Source organism: Luteimonas qiangzhengi, assembly GCF_039548515.1.
Classification (GTDB): Bacteria; Pseudomonadota; Gammaproteobacteria; order Xanthomonadales; family Xanthomonadaceae; genus Luteimonas.
In genome coordinates this window covers 147,957-168,549 of sequence record NZ_JBCLVE010000009.1, presented here as the reverse complement: position 1 = coordinate 168,549, position 20,593 = coordinate 147,957, and the positions used below count along the sequence as shown (strand labels likewise).

The following is a 20,593-nucleotide window of genomic DNA, read 5'->3' as shown; positions in this document are numbered from 1 at the left end:
ATCAAGTCATGGTCAACGCCTGCACCGATCCCAAGCACCATGTCCACGATGCCGTCGGCTTCGTGGCCGCGGTCAAGGCTGCCTGCAAGGAGCGCGGCCTGCGGCTGACGCCGATCCGCGCCTATGTGCTGGGGTTGATCGCCGAGGCCGACCGCCCGCTCAAGGCCTACGACCTGCTCGATCGGGTGCGTGATGGCGGGGGGCCGGGCGCTGCGGCGCCGCCGACCGTGTACCGGGCGCTGGATTTCCTGCTCGGCAACGGCTTCATCCACCGATTGGCTTCGATCAACGCATTCGTGGCCTGCCACCATCCCAGCAGCCGCCCGCACTCGGTGCCGTTCCTGATCTGCGATCAGTGCCACGAGGCGGTGGAGCTGGAAGACGAGCGGGTGGTCGAGTCGCTGGAGTCCCGCGCCCGCGCGCTGGGCTTCACCCCGCTGGCGCAGACCCTGGAAGTGCACGGCCTCTGCGCCGCCTGCGCAGAAAAAGCCCAGTTGTAGGAGCGCGCCATGCGCGCGAAGCCGCGTGACGATTGGCTTCGGGCAATGGCGTCGGCCGGTCCACCGGGACCGACGCCCCGCGGCAATGATCATATTCACGCGGCTTCGCGCGCATGGCGCGCTCCTACAGGTGGAAGGCGCAGGCGGTGATCAGAAGAACACGCGCACGCCGGCGGTGACGTTGCGGCCCGGGAGCGGCGCCAGGTCACTGAGGAACGAGGTGTGCGGCCGGGCTTCTTCATCCAGCAGGTTGTTGCCGTCGACGAACAGTTCCCAGGCCCGCCCGCTGGCGGTATCCAGGTGCCAGGTCAGGCCGGCATGGACCATGGTGTAGCCGGCCGAAGGATCCTCATGCTCGGCGGTGCGTTTCTGCGAGTCGTAGCGGATGGCGCCCAGGTTGGCGCGCAGTCCGTCGCCCGCCGAACGCCAGCGCAGCTCGGCGCCCAGGCGGGCCGGTGCGATGCGGGGCAGGTTGCCATCCAGTGCGATCTGCGCGGTGTAATCGTGGCTGTGGCTGCCGTGTGGAATGGAGAACGACACCTCGCGGGTGCCCGAGCCGTCCAGCCGCGCACGGACCACGTCGCCAAACGAGCGCAGGGTCCACTGCCCGCGCTCGTCATCGATGAAGGTCCACTGCACTTCCAGTTCGCCGCCGGTGAACCGGGTATCGGCCTGGTTCCAGACGCGCGCCGGTGCGCCGTCATCCACCACGCCGGTGTCGGCCTGGTAGATGAAATCGTCGTAGCGCACGTGGTACAGCGAGCCGCTGATCAGCAGGCCGTTGTGGTGCCAGTGCATGCCCAGCTCGGCGCGGTTGGCGGTTTCCATGTCCAGATCCGCGTTGCCGAACTCATGGCTGCGGGTAGCCACGTGCAGACCGTTGGAGTAGAGCTCTTCCGCGGTGGGTGCGCGCTGGGCACGGTCCAGTCCGAAGGACAGATGGAGCCGGTCGGTGAGATGCCAGCGCGCAGCGATCGAAGCGCTCAATGCGTCGAAATCGCGTGAGGGGCCGGAAACCAGGTCAAGCCGGTTCTGGTCGTAGCGGGCGCCGAGCTCGACATCCAGCCCATCGAAGCTGCGCTCACCGATCCAGAACACGCCCGTGTCCCGGGTGCGGGAATCGGGTACGAAGGCTTCGGCGCCCAGCGCTTCGAACTTGCGCCGCGATGCCTGCAGGCCGAAGGCGCCGTTCCAGCCCGCCAGCGGCTGATGCACCAATTCCAGCCGGCCTTCAACCGATTCGTTATCAAACACCGTGCCGGCGACGTTGTCCTCGTACTCGGTGTGGGTATAGACGTTGTGGGCGAGCTTGATGCGCAGGCTTTCAAACCCGTCCAGGTCGTCCAGCCCGCCGCGCAGTTCGCTGCGGCGCTGGTCCATCACGATGTGTACGCCGTGGTCTTCGTGATCGTCATGGGCGTGACCGTGACCGTGGCCGTGATCATCGTGCGCATGCCCGTGATCGTGATCGTGCCCGGGGTGCACGTGGCCCGGCACGCCATAGCGCGAGTTGAACAGGCTGTGGCCCACGCCCAGGAAGCCGCGATCGCCCACCCACGACATGCCCAGCGCAGCGCTGTCGGTCCTGAGAAAGCTGTCCGGCAGCCGGCCGTAGGCGGCGTCATCCCCCTCGGGCTCAAGCTCCGCGTAGCCCGGGATGCGGTAGTCGCCGGTCTCCCGGTGCAGGGCATCGAAGTGGAAGACCAGATTGCCCGAGGCCGAGGTGCCGTCCAGGCGCATCATGCCGCTGCGTTCGTCCGCCACGCTGCCTGCACGCAGTTCGGCGCGGCCCTCCAGGGGCTCGAAGGTGGTGGTTTCCGGAATGCGGCCGTCGATGACATTGACCGCACCACCGATCGCACCGCTCCCGTACAGCAGGGTGGCGGGGCCTTTGAGCACTTCGATCTGGTTGGCCATGAACGGCTCGATGCTGACCGCATGGTCGACGCTGACCGTGGAGACATCTCCGGAGGCCAGGCCGTCGCTGAGCACCTGCACCCGGGCGCCGTCCATGCCGCGGATGATCGGGCGGCCTACGCCCGGCCCGTGGTAGGACGACTGGATGCCGGGCAGGCGATTGACGGTCTCGCCGAGCGAGGAGGCCTTCATCTCGTCCAGGCGCTCACCGGCCAGCACTTCGATCGGCTGGGTCAGGTCTTCGGCCGATTTGGCCAGCGGGCTGGCGCGCACGATCACCGCGTCCAGATCGGCCGGTTCGGAGTGGCGGGGATCCTGCGCCCAGGCGGCCAGCGGGGTGGCGAGGGCGGCGGCGAGCAGGGCAATGCGGGGGGCGGGGAGGCGTTTCGGGGACATTTGGCAGATGGGTATCACGGGGAGACGGAATGTTATAATATTTCATCACTGTGCATCAGCGGCCGAAGGTCATGGGCATCACCGACTCCAATCTGCGCAAAGCCGATCGCGTTGGACTCGCGGCGTCGTTCCTGTGCGCCATCCACTGCGCGCTGCTGCCCCTGGCGCTTGCGGTGCTGCCGGCGCTGGGCCTCAACGTGGGCGGCTGGATCGATTTCGACCAGGCCTTCGTGGTGTTTGCCACCGTGCTCGGCTTGACCACGATGACCCTGGGCTACCGCCGCCATCGCGCCTTCCGGGCCTGGGCCCTGCTGGTGCCGGGGCTGGCGCTGGTGTGGGCGGGCTCGTTCACTTGGCTGCACGACCACGGCCCGGCCCACGTAGGAATCATGGTGACCGGTGGATTGCTGCTGGCGGCGGCGCATTTGCTGAATCTGCGCCTGACCCACGCCCGACCTGGCTGATTGCAGGCCTCGCGCATGCTAGCATTTGCAGGTTACGCGCCGGAAACCCGGCGTGCTGGCCTCATCTGCATATTCAGGAGCACACAATGGGCAAGGGCGATCGCAAGACCCTCAAGGGCAAGCGCTACAACTCCAGCTACGGCAACAGCCGGCTGCACCGCGTCAAGCAGGCAGCCGCTGCCACGGAATCCGCTTCCACCGCTGGCAAGCGCGTGGCCAAGCCGACCAAGAAGGTCGTGTCGAAGAAGACCGTTGTAAAGGAATAATCGTCCCTGAGGCGATTTGAAAAAGCCCGCTTCCAAGCGGGCTTTTTGGTTTCCGCGAGCCAGGCCCGGTGCCGCTGGCCCGGGGGCTTCTTTTCCTGTTGCGCGCACCCATGCGCGGATGGTATTTGCGGGGTGCAACCAAACAGGAAGGTCGTCATGAGAATCAATGGAAACCGTTTTCTGGTCATCTATTCCGGGCTGCTCACCGCAGTCATGTGCACGGTCGTGCTGACCGGGGCCACCTCCACCGGCAAGGCATCGTTCCAGGAGATTGATGTGCAGCGGCTCAACCTCCGCGAGCCCGATGGAACGCTGCGCTACGTGCTCTCCAGTTCCGCGCATTTTCCCGGAGCGATCATCCGGGGCGAAGAGTATCCGCACCCGCGACCACAGGCCGGCATGCTGTTCTACAACGACGAGGGCACCGAGGTTGGGGGACTGATCTTCGCCGGCGCTCGTGATGGGGAAGGCAACGTATCTTCGGGAGGTAGCCTGACTTTTGACCGCTATGAACAGGACCAGATCGTGCAGATCATGGGCTTGGACCGTCGCGGTCGGCAGCTGGCCGGGATGCAGGTGTCGGATCGGCCGGATCGGTCGATTGCCGAGGACTTCCAGGAAAATGCGCAGCTGGACAATCTGCCTGCGGATGAGCGCAGGGAGCTGATGCGCGAGCGCCATGCGGAAAGCTACTACGGCGCCAACCGTCTGTTTGTTGGCCGCAACGGTGGCGGTGACGCCACTCTGGTGCTCAACGATGCCGCGGGGAACCCGCGCATGGTCCTGAAGGTGGCACCGGAGGGGGAGGCTTCGATCGAGTTCCTGGACGATGCTGGCGAAGTGGCCCACCGCCTGGCACCGGAGGTTTCGGCGCAGTAGGCGGGCTGAACAGGGCATTGGCATCTGCATGCGGACGCCAATGCCCTTCAGTCAGTGCGATGGAGCTTCAGCGCCCGGCGGCGGCTTCGATCGCGGTCCAGGTCCGCAACATGTTTCCACCCAGGATCTTGCGGATGTCGTCATCGCTGTAGCCGCGCTGCTGCAGGCCGGCGACCAGGTGCGGGAAGTCGGCCACTGTGCGCAGGTTCTCCGGCAGGTCGCCGCCCACGCCATCAAAGTCCGAGCCCAGGCCGATGTGGTCGATGCCGACCAGCTTCACGCCGTGGTCGATCTGGTCGAGCACCGGCTCGATGGTGATGTCCGGCACGGGGTGGGTTTCTTCCCAGTTGCGTTCGAACGCGCTGCGGTCTTCGGTGGGCTCGCCGGCAGCCCGCAGCTCGGCGTTGCGGCGTTCAAACTCGTCGGCGGCTACGAAGTAGGCCTGGATGTCAGCGGCTGCCTGTCCATCCAGGAACATGGTGCCGAACGGAATCTGGATCACGCCGCCGGTTGCTGCGATCTCCTTGGCCAGTTCGTCATCCAGGTTGCGCTCGAAGCCCGGGGTGAAGTGGCGGAAGCCCGAGTGGCTGGCGATGACCGGGGCGGTGCTGACCTCGATCACGTCGCGTGCGGTCTCGTCGGACACGTGCGACACGTCAACGATCATGCCCAGCCGGTTCATCTCTGCAATCACTTCGCGGCCGAACGGGCTCAGTCCGTTCCACTTGCGCTCAAGCGTGTAGGACGAATCACCAATGCGGTTGTTGCCGCTGTGGGTCAGGCCGATGTAGCGCACGCCGCGATTGAAGAAAGCCTCCACCTGGGAGACGTCGTCGCCCAGCGGCCCGGCGTTCTCCATGCCCATGGACAGCAGCACGCGACCGCCTTCGCGCAATGTTTCCACATCGCCGGGCGAGGTGAGGATGGCGAACTTGTCCGGGTGCCGGCCTGCCAGCGCTTCCACCGCGTCGATCTGGTTGTGGGCATGCTGGCGCGCGGTGCCGGCCTCGTCGCGGCCATGCGAGGTGTAGATCGCCATGAAGCCCACGTCCAGGCCGCCGGCGCGTGCGCGTGGGTAGTCGAACTCGCGGTCCGGGGCGTCGACACCGAGATCGGCCCAGCGGCTGAGCAGCAGGCCGGGCGCGTCGATGTGGGTGTCGACGATGATCGCGTCCTGTGCGAGCTGGCGGGCCGCTTCGGGCGCATCCTGCGCGGTCACGGTGGAGGCGGCGAACATGACGGCGGCGGCAAGCAGCGAGCGACGAAGCATGGAATCTCCAGAGGTGCGAAAAGGCAGCCCCGAAAGATACGCCATCCACACTCGCGTGTAGAACGCGATCAGATGATGCGCTGGCCTGCGGCGTGCACGCTGCGGGCTAGCTGGCCGCCCAGCCAGTAGCAGAGCTCGGCGGGCTGGGCCACGTTCCAGTGCACGAAGTCCGCGCGCATGCCCGGGCGCAGCACGCCGCGGTCATCCATGCCCAGCGCCCGCGCCGCGTTGACGGTGGCCGCGCGCAGCGCTTCTTCAGGGGTCAGCCGGAACAGGGTGCAGCCCAGCTGCATGCCCTGGCGCAGGGACAGCAGAGGCGCGGTGCCGGGATTGCAGTCGGTGGCGAGCGCCATTGGCACGCCGTGGGCGCGGAAAGCATCGATGGGCGGCAGCCGGGTTTCCCGCAGCACATGGAAAGCGCCGGGCAGCAGCACGGCCACGGTGCCGGCCTGGGCCATCGCTTCCACGCCGGCCGTCGAGGTGTATTCCACGTGGTCGGCCGACAGGCCGTCGAACTGGGCCACCAGTCCGGCACCGCCGCCATCGCTGAGCTGGTCGGCGTGCAGCTTCACCGGCAGGCCGAGCGCACGTGCGGCTTCAAAGACGCGCCGGGTCTGTTCGATGCTGAAGCCGATGGTCTCGGCGAACGCATCCACCGCATCCACCAGGCCCTCGTCGTGCAGGCGCGGCAGCCATTCCACCACGGCGTCGATGTAGTCATCGGCGCGGTCGGAAAACTCGGGGGGCAGGGCGTGTGCGGCCAGGTAGGTGGTGCGGACCTCGACGCCAAGCTCTTCACCGATGCGTCTGGCCACGCGCAGCATGCGGCGTTCGCTGTCGAAATCCAGGCCGTAGCCGGACTTGATCTCCAGGGTGGTCACGCCATCGGCCACCAGTGCCTGCGCGCGCGGCAGTGACTCGGCCAGCAGCTGGTCCTCGCTGGCCGCACGCACGGCGCGCACCGAGGACACGATGCCGCCACCGGCGCGGGCGATGTCCTCGTAGCTGGCGCCCTGCAGGCGCTGCTCGAACTCGCCGGCGCGGTTGCCGGCAAACACCAGGTGGGTATGGCAATCAACCAGCCCCGGCGTGACCAGGCCACCGCCCAGGTCGATCACGTTGCCCGACAGCGTGTTGGGGTCGGCAGGCAGGGCGGTGCGCGGCCCGGCGTGGACGATCACACCATCGCGCCAGCCCAGCGCGCCGTCTTCCACCAGGCCGTAGCCGCTGTCGCCGTCCAGCGTGGCCAGCGTGGCGCCGAGGACCAGTCCATCCCAGGGAGTACGTTCGGATTCGCTCATGCGGCTGATTCTACGGGAGCGCCACGTAGGGTTCTGTGCAAGGCGTAGCTGCGCATGGCCACCGCACGGGCCACAATGTGGTCATGGACAATCCCGTGACCCGCACTGCCAGCGGCTGGCGCCTGCCCGCCATTCCCAACCTGCATTCGCATGCGTTCCAGCGCGCCATGGCCGGCATGGCCGAACGGCGCACCGACCCGGCCGATTCATTCTGGACCTGGCGCGAAACCATGTACCGCTTCGCCGGACGGATGACCCCCGACAGCATGCGCGCGGTGGCCGCGCAGCTGTACGTGGAAATGCTGGAAGCCGGTTACGGATCCGTGTGCGAGTTCCAGTACGTGCATCACCAGCCCGATGGTCGGCCCTATGACGATCCAGCGGAAATGTCGCTGGCGCTGGTGGAAGCGGCGCGCGACACCGGCATCCGCATGACCCTGCTGCCGGTGCTGTACATGAGCGGCGGGTTCGATGGCCGGCCGCTGACGGATCGGCAGGCGCGCTTCGGCCACGATGTGGACGCCTACCTGCATCTGCTGGATCGCCTGCAGAAACTCGAGGATTCACAGCTCAAGGTAGGCGCCTGTTTCCACAGCCTGCGCGCGGTGCCCGAAGACGCCATGCGCCGTACCCTCGCAGCGTTGCCGCAGGACATGCCGGTGCATATCCACATCGCGGAACAGACTGCCGAGGTGGAGGACAGCGTGGCCGTGCGCGGCGCGCGCCCGGTGGAGTGGCTGTATGACCACTTTGAAGTCGACGCGCGCTGGGCGCTGGTGCATGCCACGCACCTGACCGCGGACGAGACCCGCCGTGTTGCCGCCAGCGGCGCCACGGTGGTGCTGTGTCCGACCACGGAAGCCAACCTTGGCGACGGCCTGTTTCCGCTGCGTGCTTATCTGGATGCCGGCGGCCGCTGGGGGATCGGTTCGGACTCCCACATCTCGGTCTCGCCAGTGGAGGAATTGCGCTGGCTGGAATATGGCCAGCGGCTGGTGGCCCAGCGCCGCAACATCGCGGTGGAGCCTTCTGAGAGCGTGGGCGAAAGCCTGCTGCACGTCGCATTGCAGGGTGGCGTGCACGTGACCGGCTTCGGGCCGCTGGATGACTGGATCGAGCTGGACGCCGAAGCCCCGGTGCTGGTGGGCGCAACCGCAGGTGACGTGGCGGACCGCTGGGTATTCAGCGGCAACCGGCCGTTGGTGGAGACGGTGTGCATCGATGGCAGCACGCTGGTCAGCGACGGCCGGCATCGCGATCGTGACGCTATTGCCGCGCGGTATCGCAGGGCGATTGGGGAGCTTTCCGGGTCCTGACCGGGGCCTCCCGGCTACGGCGGGGCCCTTCAGTCCCCCGCGGCGAAGAAGGGGCCTTTTTCCCGGTCCATGAAAATTTCCGCGCCTGGCCGCGACCAATCTTCATGAGTCTCGGAAATAAGGAACTGATGCAGCAGATGGATACCCAAGCGGCGTTCACCGCCATGCTGGAGGAAAACCAGCCCGCGCTGGCGCGCCTTGCGCGGCGTTACGCCGGCCCGGATGACTGGCACGACCTGCTGCAGGACATGCACCTGCAGCTGTGGCGCAGCTTTGACAGCTTCGATGGCCGCGCGCAGCGCTCCACCTGGGTATACCGGGTAGCGCTCAATACCGCGCTCAGCCAGCTGCGCAAGCCGCGTCGCGATCACGTGCCACTGGACCAGGCGCCCGAGCGTGGCGACCTCGGCCATCCGCTTGATCCGCTGGACGTGCTGGACGCCTTCCTGGCCACACTCGATCCGGTCCCGCGAAGCCTGCTGCTGCTGGATCTGGAAGGACTGCCGCGCGAGCAGGTGGCCGAAGTGCTGGGACTCACCCCCAACGCCGTGGCGGTGCGCATGACGCGCCTGCGCCAGGCCTTCGAGCGCTTCGTGGAGGAATGACAATGGACAAAATGGACTGGGACAAAATGAAGCAGCAGTGGAGCGATCAAGCTCCGGTCGCCCCCGCCGCGTCTGTCGACAGCCTGCGGCGGCAGGATCAAAAGCTGCGCACGCGGGTGAAGTGGCGCGACCGTGTGGAGACCGCCGCGGCGGTACTGGTAGCAGTGTGGTTTGCATTGACGGCGATGGGTCTGGCCGTAGAGCAGGAGTGGGTGGGAGCTGGATTTGCTCTGTTGCTGGTGACGTGGGCGGTGCTGGTGCCACTTTGGCTGCGGCGCACGCGCCGACAGGTTCCGGAGCCAGAACCCCATTTGCCACTGATGGAAAACCTGGTGCGCCAGCGTGACGGGGCGCTGGCCCAGGCGCGGATGCTGGAGCAGGTGTGGCTGTGGTATCTCGCACCACCGCTGGTGGGCCTGGTGGGGCTGACGTTGGCCAAGAGCGGCCTGTCCACCTTTTCCTTCGTGTACCTGCCGGCGGTGGGGATGCTGTGCGCCGTCCTTGCCTGGGTCAACCGACGCACGGCGAAGCGGCAATTCCGCGCCCACGCCGAACGCCTGCAGCACCAGATTGATACAGTTTCCGGAGAGGGAGAAGAACCATGAATGGAATATTTTCTGCCGTGCTTGCCAGTACCCTGATCGCAGTTTCCGGAGTAGTGAGTGCCATGGACGACGCATCACTGGGCGACATCCTCGACCGACGCGTGCTGGGCGACAGCAGCGGTGTCTGTATCGCCGCCGCCGTGGTCGAGGGCGACCGCGTTAGCCGGGCGTGGCGCTGCGCCGACCCGGCGGATGCCGGACGGATCGGTCCTGACGTGGCCTTCGAGATCGGTTCGGTCACCAAGTCCATGGCCGGCATCCTGTTGGCTGATCTGGTGCTGAGCGGCGGCGTGTCGCTCGATGATCCGCTGGCAAACCACCTGCCCGAGGGCACGGTGGTGCCGGATTACGAGGGCCAGCCGATCCTGCTCCGGCACGTGGTCACGCACACCTCGGGGCTGCCGCGGCTTCCGTCCCGGCTGCAGGTCGAAGACGTCGGCGATCCCTATGCCGGCTTCACGCCCGTAGCCCTGCTGGCCTCGCTGCAGGACGTGGCCTTGGAACAGGTCCCGGGCGAAACGTTCGAATACTCGAATTTCGGCACGATGCTGCTGTCCCTGGTGCTGTCCCGCACGGGCGGCAGGGATTTCGAACAGCTGCTGGACGAGCGGCTATTTGCCCCATTGGGCATGGCGCACGCCCACGTGGCCGACCGGCCGGAAGGTGTGCAGGTTGCCGCGGGGCACACGCCGGACGGTCAGGAGACTCCGCCGTGGACTTTCGTGCCCGAGCTGGCTGGGGTGGGCGGCGTACGCGCCACGCTGGATGACATGGTGCGTTACGTCCGTGCCCAGCTCGGCGGCGCGGCCGGGTCGCTTGGTGAAGCGATCCAGCTGGCCCAGCAGCCGATTGAAACCGGCGCCGACCAGGCCATGGCGATGAACTGGCTGCTGATGCCGATCGGTGACCGGCTGGTCCATGCGCATGATGGCGGGACCGGCGGATTCTCTTCGATGGTGGCCTTTGATCTTGAACGCGACCGTGCGGTGGTGGTGCTGGCCGACACGGGGCTCGCCGCCTCGGGCGGTGTCAACGATATTGCCGGCCATCTTCTGGATCCGAGTATTCCGTTGAGCCAGCCGCGGCGCCCGGTGGATCGGCCGGCAGTGGCCCCCGTGCTTTCACCCGAGCAACTGCGTGATTACGCGGGCACCTGGGCGCTGATGCCGGGTTTCGATCTGGTGGTGCGCGAACATGAGGGTGTGCTGCACGCGCAGGCGACGGGGCAGGGCGAATTCCCACTGGATCCGGTCGCCGAAGACACGTTCGAGGCTGCGGCATACGGCATAGAGATCCGGTTTTCGCGTGATGCCTCGGGCGAAGTCATCCGGTTGGATCTGCACCAGGCTGGGGATGTGATGCGTGCCCAAAAACGCTGATGCGCGCATCCGGCCCGGCATCCGGATGGCCGATCGGCGAAAATGACCTGGATCAAGGCGCCGACCGCCTTGGGCGGTCACGCTGACTGGTTCCGGATCAGGAGTTGCAGGCATGAAGTTTGACGTGGTGGTGGTGGGTGCGGGACCGGCGGGGCTGTGCTTCGCCCGCTCGCTGCGTGGCAGCGGTCTGTCGGTTGCAGTGGTGGAAAAGCAGCCGATGGAGGCGATTGCCGATCCTGCCTTCGACGGCCGTGAAATCGCCCTGACCCACGCCTCACGCCGCATCCTGGAAGCGCTGGGGCTCTGGGAGGCATTTGATCCGGCGGATATCTCCGATCTGCGCGATGCCAGGATCAGCAATGCGGACTCTGCCCATGCGCTGCGGATCAGCGCCAGCGACGGTCGCAGCGAGCGGCTCGGCTGGCTGGTGCCCAACCACGTGATCCGGCGGATCGCCTACCAGGCGGTCAGTGCACAGGACGATGTGGAGCTGGTGGCAGGCTGCGGCGTGCAGGCGGTTGCCCACGTCGACGATGGCGTGGCCGTGACCCTTGAAGATGGTCGCCACATCCAGGCGCGATTGCTGGTGGCAGCCGACAGCCGGTTCTCACAGCTACGGCGGATGCTGGGCGTTGGTGCCCGGTCGCGCGATCACGGGGTGCGGATGATGGTGTGCCGGTTCAAACATACTCAGCCGCATCGCCACGTGGCCTGGGAATGGTTCGATTACGGCCACACGCTGGCCCTGCTGCCGCTGAACGGCAACCTGTCTTCCGCCGTGCTCACGCTCAGCCCCGCGCAGATGGAGAAGGTCCATGCGATGGACGATGCGGAGCTGGCGGCCGACCTGCAGCGGCGCATGCGTGACCGCCTGGGCGAAGTGACCATGACCGGCACCCGCCACGTGTACCCGCTGGTATCGGTCTACGCCGACAGCTTCGTTGCCCGGCGCGCGGCGCTGATTGGCGATGCGGCAGTGGGCATGCACCCGGTGACCGCGCATGGGTTCAACCTGGGACTGCAGGGCCAGGCGCGCTTGGCCGAAGCGGTGCTGGCCGCCCATCGGGCGGGCACGGATATCGGTTCCGATGCCGTGCTGGCGCGCTACCAGCGCAAACACCATGCAGCGGCATTGCCCATCTACGCCGCGACCCGCACGGTCCTGCGGCTGTACAACGATGAGCGGCCGGTGGCCCGGCTGTTACGCAGTGCCACCCTGCGGGTCGCAAACCGGCTGCCGCCGTTCCGGCGTGCGATCGCCGCGCACCTCACCCAGGCGTAGGCGCGGCTAAACCGGGCTGGCGGGCAGGGCGCCCTCAAGTTCCAGCAGGAACTGCTTGGTAGGCAGGCCGCCGCCAAAGCCGGTGAGCGCGCCGCTGGCGCCGATCACACGATGACAGGGCACCACGATCGGCAGCGGGTTGCGGCCGTTGGCAGCACCGACGGCGCGCGAGGCCGTAGGGCTGCCGAGGCTGGCGGCCAGCTGGCCGTAGCTGAGGGTCTGTCCGTAGCTGATTGTTTCCAGCGCCTGCCACACCCGGCGCTGGAACGGGGTGCCCTGCGGCGCCAGCGGCAGGTCGAAACTGCGCCGGGTTCCGGCAAAGTATTCCCGCAGCTGCTGCTCCGCGCGCTGCAGCAAAGGATGGTCACCTTCCTGCCAGCTGGAGTCCCGCTTCACCGGGTGCTTTGCATCGTGGAATTCGATGGCGCGCATGCCCGCGTCGGACGCGGCCAGCAGCAGCGGGCCGATGGGGCTGTCAATGCGGGTGTGGAAAATGATCATGGTTGCCTGACTTTGTGGGCGGGGTCGTTACTGATCGGCGTGCTGGTGCAGGGCCGGCAGCAGGGCGGCAGGGTCGCCGTCATGGTCCGCCGGTTCCACTCCTATCAAACGCGCCAGCAGCGGATAGACGTCCACGTTGTCGATCGCGGGGATGCGCTTGCCGCTGGCGAATGACGGGCCGTTGGCGATGAACAGCGCACGCATCGACGGCAGTGCCGGGTCATAGCCATGCGAACCGCGGGTGCCGGGCGGACGCCGCTCGATGAACCGGGCCGGCAGGGCATCCCAGCCTTCGTCCATCTGGCAGACGATGGCGGGGATGCGGCGGTGGGTGCCGTAGTGCCAGCGTGCGGGAAGCTCTTCCTTGCGCCAGCAGGCGTAGCGTTCATGCTCGCCCAGCAGTGCCGCAGCGGCAGCGGCCTCGCGTCCGGCGACGGGCTGGAAGCCGACCACCTGGCCGAAGCTGACCGGCTCGACATCGTCCGGATCCACCATGCTTTCAAAGGCCACCACGTTGCCTTCCGGCACTTCGGCCATGCCGTGATCGGACACGATCACCAGATCCACGCTGTCCTGCAGCCCGGCGGCGCGGATGCCTTCCACCAGCCTGCCGATCTGCGCGTCTACCGCACGCATGGCTTCGCGCATTTCCGTAGAGGTCGGGCCGTTGGCATGCGCGGCACTGTCGGGATGTTCGAAATACAGGGTGGCCAGGCGCGGGCGACTGTCCGCCGGTGCGCCCAGCCATTCCAGCACCGTGCCGACGCGGTCCGCCTTGGGCAGCTTGGCGTCGAACAGGTTCCAGTGCGTGGGACGCACGCCGCGCACTGCGGCCTCGCTTCCGGGCCAGAACATGGTGGCGGTGACCAGACCGGCGTTCTCTGCGGTCACCCACAGCGGCTCGGCGTCATTCCACCAGCGGGCATCGCCCACCGCGTCGCGGTCGCTGAGCATGAAGCGGCCGAGCTCCAAGCTGGACATGGAGTTGTGGACCACGCCGTGCCGGTCGGGCCGCAGGCCGGTGACCAGGGTGTAGTGGTTGGGGAATGTGAGGGTGGGGTACGAAGGGTTCATCCACTCCGCCTGCACGCCCGTGGCAGCCAACCGGGAAAGATGCGGTGTGTCCCCGCGCGTCAGGGCGTCAGGGTGCACGCCGTCCAGCGAGATCAACAGCAGGGTGTAGGGACTGGTTTGCGCCGGACCCTGAGTTGGGGCGGAGGGGGCTGAAGCACAGGCGGCCAACAGCAGCGTCAGCAGCAACGCGAGGGTGCGGTGTGGGAGGAGAATATTCATGGGTTGGAATGATAAGCGGCAAAGATGACTGCGGCTGGCGCCTGAGGCGGCGATGAACACTGGTATATGAATGGCGCCATCTCCACGCGCGCTTTTCAGCGCGGGTCGTATTCTGCCAAGTTCCACCGTGACGCCTGCGAGGTACCCCATGAACAAGTTGCTCATTGCCATGGCTGCGTCCACAGCCCTTGCGTTGGCCGGTGCAGGAGCCGGCGCCATCGCCCAGGAAATCGAGCCCGAGGAGCAGGGCCGCGAAGAGGCCAGGGAAGACCGGGCCGAGCGCGATCGGATCTCAGACCGCTTCTGTATCCAGCAGACCGGCTCGCGCATCATCGCCAACCGCAACGCCCGTTCGAAGGCGGAGCGCACAGAGTGCGTGGCTTCGGGTGGCCGGGTTTACACCCGTGAAGACATCGAGAGAACAGGCTCCACCGATCTGATGGACGCGTTGCGACGCCTGGATCCAGCCATCCGCTGATCGCCCACCGTCCGCAGTTGCTTTCGACGCCCGGCTCTGCCGGGCGCTTGCGTTTGCGCGGTGCGATAATCGGCGCGCCCGCCAGCGCGTGGGCATCGACCCACCTGCGTTATGGAGCCACCCATGCCCGACTCCCAGTCCGACCCCCGCCTTGATCCTTCCCGCACCATCCGCGCCCCGCGGGGAAGCGAGCTGTCCTGCCGCTCCTGGCTGACCGAGGCGGCCTACCGGATGATCCAGAACAATCTGGATCCGGAGGTGGCCGAACGGCCGGAAGAACTGGTGGTGTACGGCGGCATCGGCCGCGCCGCGCGCGACTGGAAAAGCTACGACGCCATCCTCGAATCGCTGCGCAATCTGGGCGACGACGAGACCCTGCTGGTGCAGTCCGGCAAGCCGGTCGGCATCTTCCGGACCCACCCGGACGCACCGCGGGTGCTGATCGCCAACTCCAACCTGGTGCCGGCCTGGGCCAACTGGGAGCACTTCAACGAGCTCGATCGGAAAGGCCTGATGATGTACGGCCAGATGACCGCCGGCTCGTGGATCTATATCGGCTCGCAGGGGATCGTGCAGGGCACCTACGAGACGTTCGTGGAAATGGGTCGCCAACATTTTGGCGGCAGTTTGAAGGGCAAGTGGATCCTGACCGCGGGCCTCGGCGGCATGGGCGGCGCACAGCCGCTGGCGGCGAGCCTGGCCGGCGCGTCGTCGCTGACCATCGAATGCCGGCAGAGCTGCATCGATTTCCGCCTGCGCACGCGCTACGTGGACGAGCAGGCGACCGATCTGGACGACGCGCTGGCGCGGATCGAAAAATACACCTCCGCCCGTGAAGCCAAGTCCATTGCGCTGCTGGGCAACGCCGCGGAGATCCTGCCGGAGCTGGTCAGGCGCGGCGTGCGCCCGGACTGCGTCACCGACCAGACCAGCGCCCATGATCCGGTGCACGGTTACCTGCCCATTGGCTGGACGGTTGAGCAGTGGCTGGCGCGGCAGAAATCGGACCCGGTGATGGTTCGCGATGAAGCGATGAAGTCGATGCGGGTACACGTGGAGGCGATGCTGGCCTTCCATGCGCAGGGAATTCCCACCGTCGATTACGGCAACAACATCCGCCAGATGGCTTTTGACCAAGGCTGTGCGAAGGCGTTTGATTTCCCCGGGTTCGTGCCGGCGTACGTGCGGCCGCTATTCTGCCGCGGCATCGGCCCGTTCCGCTGGGTGGCCCTGTCCGGCGACCCGGAGGACATCTACAAGACCGACGCCAAGGTCAAGGAACTGATCCCCGACGACGAACACCTGCACACCTGGCTGGACATGGCCCGTGAGCGGATCAGCTTCCAGGGCCTGCCCGCGCGGATCTGCTGGGTGGGGCTGGGCCAGCGCCACAGGCTGGGCCTGGCGTTCAACGAGATGGTCCGCAACGGGGAGCTGAAGGCGCCGGTGGTGATCGGTCGCGACCATCTGGATTCAGGCAGCGTGGCCAGTCCCAACCGTGAGACCGAATCCATGCTCGACGGCAGCGACGCGGTCAGCGACTGGCCCCTGCTCAACGCCATGCTCAACGTGGCCGGTGGCGCCACCTGGGTCAGCCTGCACCACGGCGGCGGCGTGGGGATGGGCTACAGCCAGCACAGCGGCGTGGTGATCGTATGCGATGGAACGGAAGAAGCCGACCGCCGTCTTGAACGCGTGCTGTGGAATGACCCCGGCACCGGCGTGATGCGCCACGCCGATGCCGGCTATGAGATCGCGCGCCAGTGCGCGAAGGAACAGGGGCTCAAGCTGCCGATGCTCTGAAAACCACGCAGGAGCGCGCATAGCACGCTCCTGCCGCCGGGGGTCAGCCGGCGTTCGGATCGTCGAACAGGGCCTCGTAGTTGGAGACGGCACCCTGCATGTCCTGCACGGGAGCGGTGTCCGAGGAGTCCGCCTGCAGCGCCTGGCTGCCGGCCATCAGGCGGGCAAGTATCGCGTGCAGGGCCACGTCGGGTTCGGTGGGCAGGCTGCAGTTTTCGAACATGTAGTCAATCGCAGCGTCGACCTCGGTGGCCTGTGACTGCACGGTGGCTGCGTCCGGATCGCTTGAAAGACTGGCGACGGCCCCACGCACCCGCGACATGCCTTCGATCAGCGGTGCATCGGGTTGCCACGGGGTGTGGTTGTCGGGCACCGGGAAATCGACGCCCACGGCGTGGGAAACATCGTGGTCATCGTGTGCGGCATGGGAATCATGATCGCCGAGCGGGTGCACTTCGCTGTCAGCCGCGGTCACCTGGGCGGAAGCCGTGGTGTCCTGATCAACGGGGGCCGGAGCTTCCTGCGCGCAGCCGGCGGCGAGCGTGCCGAGTGCCAGGGCCAACGCAAGCACGAGAGGAATCTGTATCGGTTTCATGGAATCTCCTGCAGGTGGATTTATCACTCGATACTCGCATGTGCCAGCAGATGTCGCCGTGACCTGGATCAGGTGAAAGGGATGCACGCGTTCTCAGGGGGAGTTCGGCGACCCGGGCATTGCTACAGCGCCGCGATCCTGAACCTGCGGCCCTTGATCTTGCCCTCGCGCAGGCGCGCCAGTGCCTGCGGCGCCTGGGCCCGCGCGATGGCCACGTAGGAACGCGTGGCCTGTACGACGATCTTGCCGATCGCTTTTGCGGGCAGACCGGCATCGCCGGTGAGCGCACCAAGGATGTCGCCCGGGCGCAGCCTGTCGGTTTTGCCGGCGTCGATGCGCAGGGTTGCCATCAATGCTTGCGGCACGTCCTTGGGCTTGCCAGCCACCGGCTGGGCACGCTCGCGGGGCAGGGTGCGGGACTGGTGCTCCTCGATCGCCTCCATCCGCCGCAGCTCCTGCGGCGTGCACAGCGTCAGCGCGAGGCCCTCGCGGCCGGCGCGCCCGGTGCGGCCGATGCGGTGCATGTAGGTGTCCGGATCCGAGGGCACGTCGTAGTTCACGACCGCCGACAGGTCGTCGATGTCCAGGCCGCGGGCGGCGACGTCGCTGGCTACCAGCACGTTGCAGCTGCGGTTGGCGAAGCGCAGCAGGGTCTCGGCGCGGTCGCGCTGTTCCATGTCGCCGTGCAGGGCCAGGGCGTCGAAACCGTAGTGGGCGAGCGACGCGGCAACCTCGTCCACGTCGCGGCGCATGTTGCAGAACACCAGGCACGATTCAGGACGGTGCCCGAGCAGCAGCGCGGCCAGCAGCGGTGCCTTGCGCGCCGGGTCAGTATCGATCACCACCTGCTTGATGGCAGGAGCATTGGCGGCGCCCTCGACGCTGACCTCGGCCGGGTTGCGCAGCGTGGTCTTGGCCAGCGCACGGATCGCATCGGGGAAAGTGGCGGAAAACAGCAGGCGCTGGCACTTGGCCGGGATGTGGCGGGCAACCTCGCGGATCTGCTCTTCAAAGCCCATGTCCAGCATGCGGTCGGCTTCATCGAGCACGAAGGTTTGGACACCCCCCAGCTGCAGCGCTTGCTGGCCGAGCAGCTCGAGGATGCGCCCGGGCGTGCCGACCACGATGTGCGGCGGATGGGTGAGCGATGCCAGCTGCGGGGCCAGCGGAATGCCGCCGCACAACACGCTCAGCTTCACGTTTGGCACGCCGGTGGCGAGCCTGCGCAGCTGGTCGCCGACCTGTTCGGCCAGCTCGCGGGTCGGGCACAACACCAGCGCCTGGGTTCGTACTGCAGTCGCGTCCAGCCGCTGCAGCAGGCCCAGGCCGAAGGCGGCGGTCTTGCCGCTGCCGGTCGGCGCCTGCGCGATAACGTCGCGGCCTTCCAGGATGGGGGGCAGGGCCTGCGCCTGGACCGGGGTCATGGCGGTATAGCCGAGGGCCTCCAGCCCCTGCAGCAGGGTGGGAGGGAGCGGAAGGAGGGTAAAGGGGGGCGAAGTATCCATGCCTCCATGATCGCACCGCGACGCGCGCAAGGTGAGAGTTGTCTGCTCAAGTTGCCTGCAGCTGGCAGCCGACTGGCGGAGCAGTGGTTTTCATGTGTGGGTCAGGCCAGCGGCGGCGGGTAGGGGCGCTCGTGCAGCAACCGGGCCAGGTGCACGGCGTTGCTGGCCAGCGTGGCGGTCGCGGAGGCGGTCTTTTCCGGTGTCTGCGGCAGATCCTTGTAGTCGGTTTTCTGCATGGCTTCGCCAACCCAGTAGGTCGCGCCCGCGGCGGGAATGGTGAAGCCGAGGTCGGCCAGGCCTTGGTAGAGCTCGGCGACCACGTGGTGGGCGCCATCCTCGTTGCCCACCACCGCGACCGTGGCCACCCGGCCGAAGGTGGGAAAGCAGCCGCTTTCGTCGATCTCACCGAGGAAGGCGTTGAGGCGCTCGAGGACGCGCTTGGCAATGCTGCTGGGCTGGCCCATCCAGATTGGAGTGGCGACGACCAGGATGTTGGCGTCGAGGATGCGTTGGCGCAGGCCCGGCCAGGCATCGCCATCGCCTTCGTCTGCGCGCACACCTGGCTTCACATCGTGGTCAACGACACGCGCGCTGTCGCCGCTGACATCGTGCCCGGCCAGGGCCTTGAGCACCTGGTCGAGCAGCAGCTGGGTGGAGGATGAGGCCGGGGAGGCGGTCAGGGTGCAGTTTAGGCCAAAAGCGGAAAGGGGCATGGGGTGCTCCTGTTGGTTCAGGGTCGACGCTAGCGCCTGGCCCGCTAAGCGCGCGTCAACCCGAGATCCCAGTGATCCCCGTGATCCGGGTGAGAGTCCGTGCACGCGGCCTTACGTTCGCATCCGCCACGATTTGGCGGAGTCACGGTGCAGGAACGGATTGCATGGGCGTAATGGATCAGGTGGGGGCGGCGCTGGCAGCCGAGTTCGCGATACCGAGCGCGGGCACGATGACAATCATTGTGGTGCGGGTGCTGTGTGCCGCGGTGCTGGGCGGGATCATCGGCTGGGAGCGCGAGAGCAAGGGGCGCGCGGCCGGGCTCAAGACCCACATGCTGGTGTCGATCGGCGCGGCGCTGTTTGTGCTGGCGCCGCTGCTGGCCGGCGTCGATTCCAGCGATATCACCCGCGTGATGCAGGGCATCGTCCAGGGCATCGGCTTCCTCGGTGCAGGTGCCATCCTGCGCGGCGAGGACGGCAGTCGGGTGGAAGGCCTCACCACTGCGGCCGGGATCTGGATGACCGCGGCGATCGGCATGGCCGCCGGCATGGGCCAGGAAATGGTGGCCGTCGTGGTGACGGTGATGGCCCTGGTGGTGGTGGGCGTGCTGCCCAAGCTGGAGAAAAAGAAGCAGGATGAGCCTCTGGATCGGGGCGCCTGATCCAGCCCTGCCCCATGCCGGGCATGCGTCATCTTCACGTATTGATGAATGCGGGCCGCGCATCATCCAGTCGATCAATTTTCTGACGGAGCATCAAGCAATGGGCAATGGACAGGGTTCGACCGGCAATGTCATTGCCGCAATCTGCAGCTTCTTCATCCCGGGCCTGGGCCAGCTGGTGCAGGGGCGCGTGCTGTCGGCGATCCTCTGGTTCGTTGCGGCCTGCATCGCGTTCGTCATCACCTGGCTGGTGACTTTGTCGCTGCTTCCGTTCGGTTGGTTTCTGGTGAGCGTGCTGTCGTGTATCAATGCGGCGGTTTATCGACGCTGAGTCCCCCTTTTTGGGAGTAGAGGATTTTCGGAGTAAAGGAAATGCCCGTCGAAATCCAGATGCTGGCCTGGTCAATCCTGTTGGGAGTCGCGCAGCTGTTCCTGGCCGCTGCGCTGATGACCAGGCAACGCGGTCTGAAATGGAACGCGAGCGCGCGTGACGGCGACCCCGAGCCGCTGACCGGCGTAGCCGGGCGGGCCGACCGCGCGATGCACAACTTCCTGGAAACGTTTCCGTTCTTCGCAGCCGCCGCGTTGGCGGTGGTCGCCACCGGCAGCGGGGACGCGATCACCGCGTTGGGCGCCCAGCTCTGGTTCTGGGCCAGGGTGGTTTACGTGCCGCTGTACCTGGCAGGAATCCCCTATGTGCGCTCCATGGTCTGGGCCCTGGCGCTGCTGGGCATGCTGATGGTGTTGTCCGGCCTGCTTTGACTGGCTGAGTCCTGATTCACCCGGCATTACAACGCGCCCGCACGCGGCCCCTAGACTGGACGCCTGATGCCGCGTCCATGATCGCCCGGCACTCGCGTTGC

Annotated in this window: 22 protein-coding genes; 14 read left to right on the top strand and 8 right to left on the bottom strand. The window is 66.9% G+C overall.

The features are described from left to right. Positions 1-8: 8 nt before the first annotated feature. Positions 9-500: a Fur family transcriptional regulator gene (locus tag WCE59_RS08260; RefSeq protein WP_343258271.1), complete on the top strand. Its 492-nt coding sequence runs from the start codon at positions 9-11 to the stop codon at positions 498-500. Between the two features lie 150 nt (positions 501-650). Here WCE59_RS08260 and WCE59_RS08255 read toward each other — a convergent pair whose 3' ends face one another. Beyond that, positions 651-2,813, bottom strand: a complete 2,163-nt coding sequence (locus WCE59_RS08255) for a TonB-dependent receptor (protein WP_343258270.1) — start codon at positions 2,811-2,813, stop codon at positions 651-653. Between the two features lie 71 nt (positions 2,814-2,884). Here WCE59_RS08255 and WCE59_RS08250 point away from each other — a divergent pair, with 71 nt between their 5' ends. The 3 genes from WCE59_RS08250 (at position 2,885) to WCE59_RS08240 (ending at position 4,422) form a co-directional block, all read left to right on the top strand. Beyond that, the gene (locus WCE59_RS08250) at positions 2,885-3,277 is read left to right on the top strand and encodes a MerC domain-containing protein (protein WP_343258269.1); all 393 of its coding nucleotides are present in this window, start codon (positions 2,885-2,887) and stop codon (positions 3,275-3,277) included. An 86-nt stretch (positions 3,278-3,363) separates the two neighbouring features. Then, positions 3,364-3,543 carry a 30S ribosomal protein THX gene (locus WCE59_RS08245; protein ID WP_343258268.1) on the top strand — a complete coding sequence of 60 codons (180 nt, stop codon included), beginning with the start codon at positions 3,364-3,366 and terminating at the stop codon, positions 3,541-3,543. Between the two features lie 156 nt (positions 3,544-3,699). Beyond that, the gene (locus WCE59_RS08240) at positions 3,700-4,422 is read left to right on the top strand and encodes a hypothetical protein (protein ID WP_343258267.1); all 723 of its coding nucleotides are present in this window, start codon (positions 3,700-3,702) and stop codon (positions 4,420-4,422) included. Positions 4,423-4,489: 67 nt separating this feature from the next. On the opposite strand, the gene WCE59_RS08235 is transcribed toward WCE59_RS08240, so the two are convergent. Together WCE59_RS08235 and hutI are read right to left on the bottom strand one after the other, a co-directional pair. Continuing rightward, complete coding sequence (locus WCE59_RS08235; RefSeq protein ID WP_343258266.1) at positions 4,490-5,692, bottom strand: dipeptidase; 1,203 nt, start codon at positions 5,690-5,692, stop codon at positions 4,490-4,492. A gap of 68 nt (positions 5,693-5,760) precedes the next feature. Then, positions 5,761-6,993 carry an imidazolonepropionase gene (gene hutI / locus WCE59_RS08230; protein WP_343258265.1) on the bottom strand — a complete coding sequence of 411 codons (1,233 nt, stop codon included), beginning with the start codon at positions 6,991-6,993 and terminating at the stop codon, positions 5,761-5,763. 83 nt (positions 6,994-7,076) lie between these two features. On the opposite strand from hutI, the gene WCE59_RS08225 reads away from it, so the two are divergent. The 5 genes from WCE59_RS08225 (at position 7,077) to ubiM (ending at position 12,180) form a co-directional block, all read left to right on the top strand. Beyond that, positions 7,077-8,309, top strand: a complete 1,233-nt coding sequence (locus WCE59_RS08225; protein WP_343258264.1) for a formimidoylglutamate deiminase — start codon at positions 7,077-7,079, stop codon at positions 8,307-8,309. Positions 8,310-8,413: 104 nt separating this feature from the next. Next, entirely contained in the window at positions 8,414-8,914 is a 501-nt protein-coding gene (locus tag WCE59_RS08220) for an RNA polymerase sigma factor (protein WP_343258263.1), read from the top strand. Between the two features lie 11 nt (positions 8,915-8,925). After that, positions 8,926-9,519 carry a hypothetical protein gene (locus WCE59_RS08215; protein WP_343258262.1) on the top strand — a complete coding sequence of 198 codons (594 nt, stop codon included), beginning with the start codon at positions 8,926-8,928 and terminating at the stop codon, positions 9,517-9,519. 62 nt (positions 9,520-9,581) lie between these two features. After that, complete coding sequence (locus WCE59_RS08210; RefSeq protein WP_343258260.1) at positions 9,582-10,898, top strand: serine hydrolase; 1,317 nt, start codon at positions 9,582-9,584, stop codon at positions 10,896-10,898. Between the two features lie 112 nt (positions 10,899-11,010). Next, positions 11,011-12,180, top strand: a complete 1,170-nt coding sequence (gene ubiM / locus WCE59_RS08205) for a 5-demethoxyubiquinol-8 5-hydroxylase UbiM (protein ID WP_343258259.1) — start codon at positions 11,011-11,013, stop codon at positions 12,178-12,180. A 6-nt stretch (positions 12,181-12,186) separates the two neighbouring features. Here ubiM and WCE59_RS08200 read toward each other — a convergent pair whose 3' ends face one another. Both WCE59_RS08200 and WCE59_RS08195 read right to left on the bottom strand, forming a co-directional pair. Next, positions 12,187-12,681, bottom strand: coding sequence for a methylated-DNA--[protein]-cysteine S-methyltransferase (locus WCE59_RS08200; RefSeq protein ID WP_343258258.1), 495 nt, complete (start codon positions 12,679-12,681; stop codon positions 12,187-12,189). Between the two features lie 27 nt (positions 12,682-12,708). Further along, positions 12,709-13,974, bottom strand: coding sequence for an alkaline phosphatase family protein (locus WCE59_RS08195; protein ID WP_343258257.1), 1,266 nt, complete (start codon positions 13,972-13,974; stop codon positions 12,709-12,711). A gap of 148 nt (positions 13,975-14,122) precedes the next feature. Between WCE59_RS08195 and WCE59_RS08190 the strand changes: the two genes are divergently transcribed. Together WCE59_RS08190 and hutU are read left to right on the top strand one after the other, a co-directional pair. Next, positions 14,123-14,452 carry a hypothetical protein gene (locus tag WCE59_RS08190; RefSeq protein WP_343258256.1) on the top strand — a complete coding sequence of 110 codons (330 nt, stop codon included), beginning with the start codon at positions 14,123-14,125 and terminating at the stop codon, positions 14,450-14,452. A gap of 123 nt (positions 14,453-14,575) precedes the next feature. Next, a complete protein-coding gene (hutU, locus tag WCE59_RS08185) occupies positions 14,576-16,255 on the top strand; it encodes a urocanate hydratase (RefSeq protein WP_343258255.1) in 1,680 nt (559 codons plus the stop codon). A 43-nt stretch (positions 16,256-16,298) separates the two neighbouring features. Here hutU and WCE59_RS08180 read toward each other — a convergent pair whose 3' ends face one another. From WCE59_RS08180 to WCE59_RS08170, 3 genes are all read right to left on the bottom strand, one after another. Further along, the gene (locus WCE59_RS08180; protein ID WP_343258254.1) at positions 16,299-16,850 is read right to left on the bottom strand and encodes a DnrO protein; all 552 of its coding nucleotides are present in this window, start codon (positions 16,848-16,850) and stop codon (positions 16,299-16,301) included. Between the two features lie 122 nt (positions 16,851-16,972). Continuing rightward, complete coding sequence (gene dbpA / locus WCE59_RS08175) at positions 16,973-18,355, bottom strand: ATP-dependent RNA helicase DbpA (protein ID WP_343258253.1); 1,383 nt, start codon at positions 18,353-18,355, stop codon at positions 16,973-16,975. 101 nt (positions 18,356-18,456) lie between these two features. Continuing rightward, complete coding sequence (locus WCE59_RS08170) at positions 18,457-19,068, bottom strand: flavodoxin family protein (protein ID WP_343258252.1); 612 nt, start codon at positions 19,066-19,068, stop codon at positions 18,457-18,459. Between the two features lie 164 nt (positions 19,069-19,232). Between WCE59_RS08170 and WCE59_RS08165 the strand changes: the two genes are divergently transcribed. From WCE59_RS08165 to WCE59_RS08155, 3 genes are read left to right on the top strand one after another with little or no spacing between them, the layout of a single operon-like run. Continuing rightward, entirely contained in the window at positions 19,233-19,730 is a 498-nt protein-coding gene (locus WCE59_RS08165) for an MgtC/SapB family protein (RefSeq protein ID WP_343258251.1), read from the top strand. Then, on the top strand, positions 19,705-20,061 hold the full coding sequence (locus tag WCE59_RS08160; RefSeq protein ID WP_343258250.1) for a hypothetical protein: 357 nt from the start codon (positions 19,705-19,707) through the stop codon (positions 20,059-20,061). Before WCE59_RS08165 ends, WCE59_RS08160 begins: the two co-directional genes overlap by 26 nt. A gap of 41 nt (positions 20,062-20,102) precedes the next feature. Then, positions 20,103-20,492, top strand: coding sequence for an MAPEG family protein (locus tag WCE59_RS08155; RefSeq protein ID WP_343258249.1), 390 nt, complete (start codon positions 20,103-20,105; stop codon positions 20,490-20,492). The last annotated feature ends 101 nt before the right edge of the window (positions 20,493-20,593 follow it).

What these genes read in the sequence shown, in the direction of transcription:
- WCE59_RS08260 (WP_343258271.1), top strand. Translation starts at nt 9, where the DNA reads ATGGTCAACGCCTGCACCGATCCCAAGCACCATGTCCACGATGCCGTC.
- WCE59_RS08255 (WP_343258270.1), bottom strand. Translation starts at nt 2,813, where the DNA reads ATGTCCCCGAAACGCCTCCCCGCCCCCCGCATTGCCCTGCTCGCCGCC.
- WCE59_RS08250 (WP_343258269.1), top strand. Translation starts at nt 2,885, where the DNA reads ATGGGCATCACCGACTCCAATCTGCGCAAAGCCGATCGCGTTGGACTC.
- WCE59_RS08245 (WP_343258268.1), top strand. Translation starts at nt 3,364, where the DNA reads ATGGGCAAGGGCGATCGCAAGACCCTCAAGGGCAAGCGCTACAACTCC.
- WCE59_RS08240 (WP_343258267.1), top strand. Translation starts at nt 3,700, where the DNA reads ATGAGAATCAATGGAAACCGTTTTCTGGTCATCTATTCCGGGCTGCTC.
- WCE59_RS08235 (WP_343258266.1), bottom strand. Translation starts at nt 5,692, where the DNA reads ATGCTTCGTCGCTCGCTGCTTGCCGCCGCCGTCATGTTCGCCGCCTCC.
- hutI (WP_343258265.1), bottom strand. Translation starts at nt 6,993, where the DNA reads ATGAGCGAATCCGAACGTACTCCCTGGGATGGACTGGTCCTCGGCGCC.
- WCE59_RS08225 (WP_343258264.1), top strand. Translation starts at nt 7,077, where the DNA reads ATGGACAATCCCGTGACCCGCACTGCCAGCGGCTGGCGCCTGCCCGCC.
- WCE59_RS08220 (WP_343258263.1), top strand. Translation starts at nt 8,414, where the DNA reads ATGAGTCTCGGAAATAAGGAACTGATGCAGCAGATGGATACCCAAGCG.
- WCE59_RS08215 (WP_343258262.1), top strand. Translation starts at nt 8,926, where the DNA reads ATGGACTGGGACAAAATGAAGCAGCAGTGGAGCGATCAAGCTCCGGTC.
- WCE59_RS08210 (WP_343258260.1), top strand. Translation starts at nt 9,582, where the DNA reads ATGGACGACGCATCACTGGGCGACATCCTCGACCGACGCGTGCTGGGC.
- ubiM (WP_343258259.1), top strand. Translation starts at nt 11,011, where the DNA reads ATGAAGTTTGACGTGGTGGTGGTGGGTGCGGGACCGGCGGGGCTGTGC.
- WCE59_RS08200 (WP_343258258.1), bottom strand. Translation starts at nt 12,681, where the DNA reads ATGATCATTTTCCACACCCGCATTGACAGCCCCATCGGCCCGCTGCTG.
- WCE59_RS08195 (WP_343258257.1), bottom strand. Translation starts at nt 13,974, where the DNA reads ATGAATATTCTCCTCCCACACCGCACCCTCGCGTTGCTGCTGACGCTG.
- WCE59_RS08190 (WP_343258256.1), top strand. Translation starts at nt 14,123, where the DNA reads ATGAACAAGTTGCTCATTGCCATGGCTGCGTCCACAGCCCTTGCGTTG.
- hutU (WP_343258255.1), top strand. Translation starts at nt 14,576, where the DNA reads ATGCCCGACTCCCAGTCCGACCCCCGCCTTGATCCTTCCCGCACCATC.
- WCE59_RS08180 (WP_343258254.1), bottom strand. Translation starts at nt 16,850, where the DNA reads ATGAAACCGATACAGATTCCTCTCGTGCTTGCGTTGGCCCTGGCACTC.
- dbpA (WP_343258253.1), bottom strand. Translation starts at nt 18,355, where the DNA reads ATGGATACTTCGCCCCCCTTTACCCTCCTTCCGCTCCCTCCCACCCTG.
- WCE59_RS08170 (WP_343258252.1), bottom strand. Translation starts at nt 19,068, where the DNA reads ATGCCCCTTTCCGCTTTTGGCCTAAACTGCACCCTGACCGCCTCCCCG.
- WCE59_RS08165 (WP_343258251.1), top strand. Translation starts at nt 19,233, where the DNA reads ATGGGCGTAATGGATCAGGTGGGGGCGGCGCTGGCAGCCGAGTTCGCG.
- WCE59_RS08160 (WP_343258250.1), top strand. Translation starts at nt 19,705, where the DNA reads ATGAGCCTCTGGATCGGGGCGCCTGATCCAGCCCTGCCCCATGCCGGG.
- WCE59_RS08155 (WP_343258249.1), top strand. Translation starts at nt 20,103, where the DNA reads ATGCCCGTCGAAATCCAGATGCTGGCCTGGTCAATCCTGTTGGGAGTC.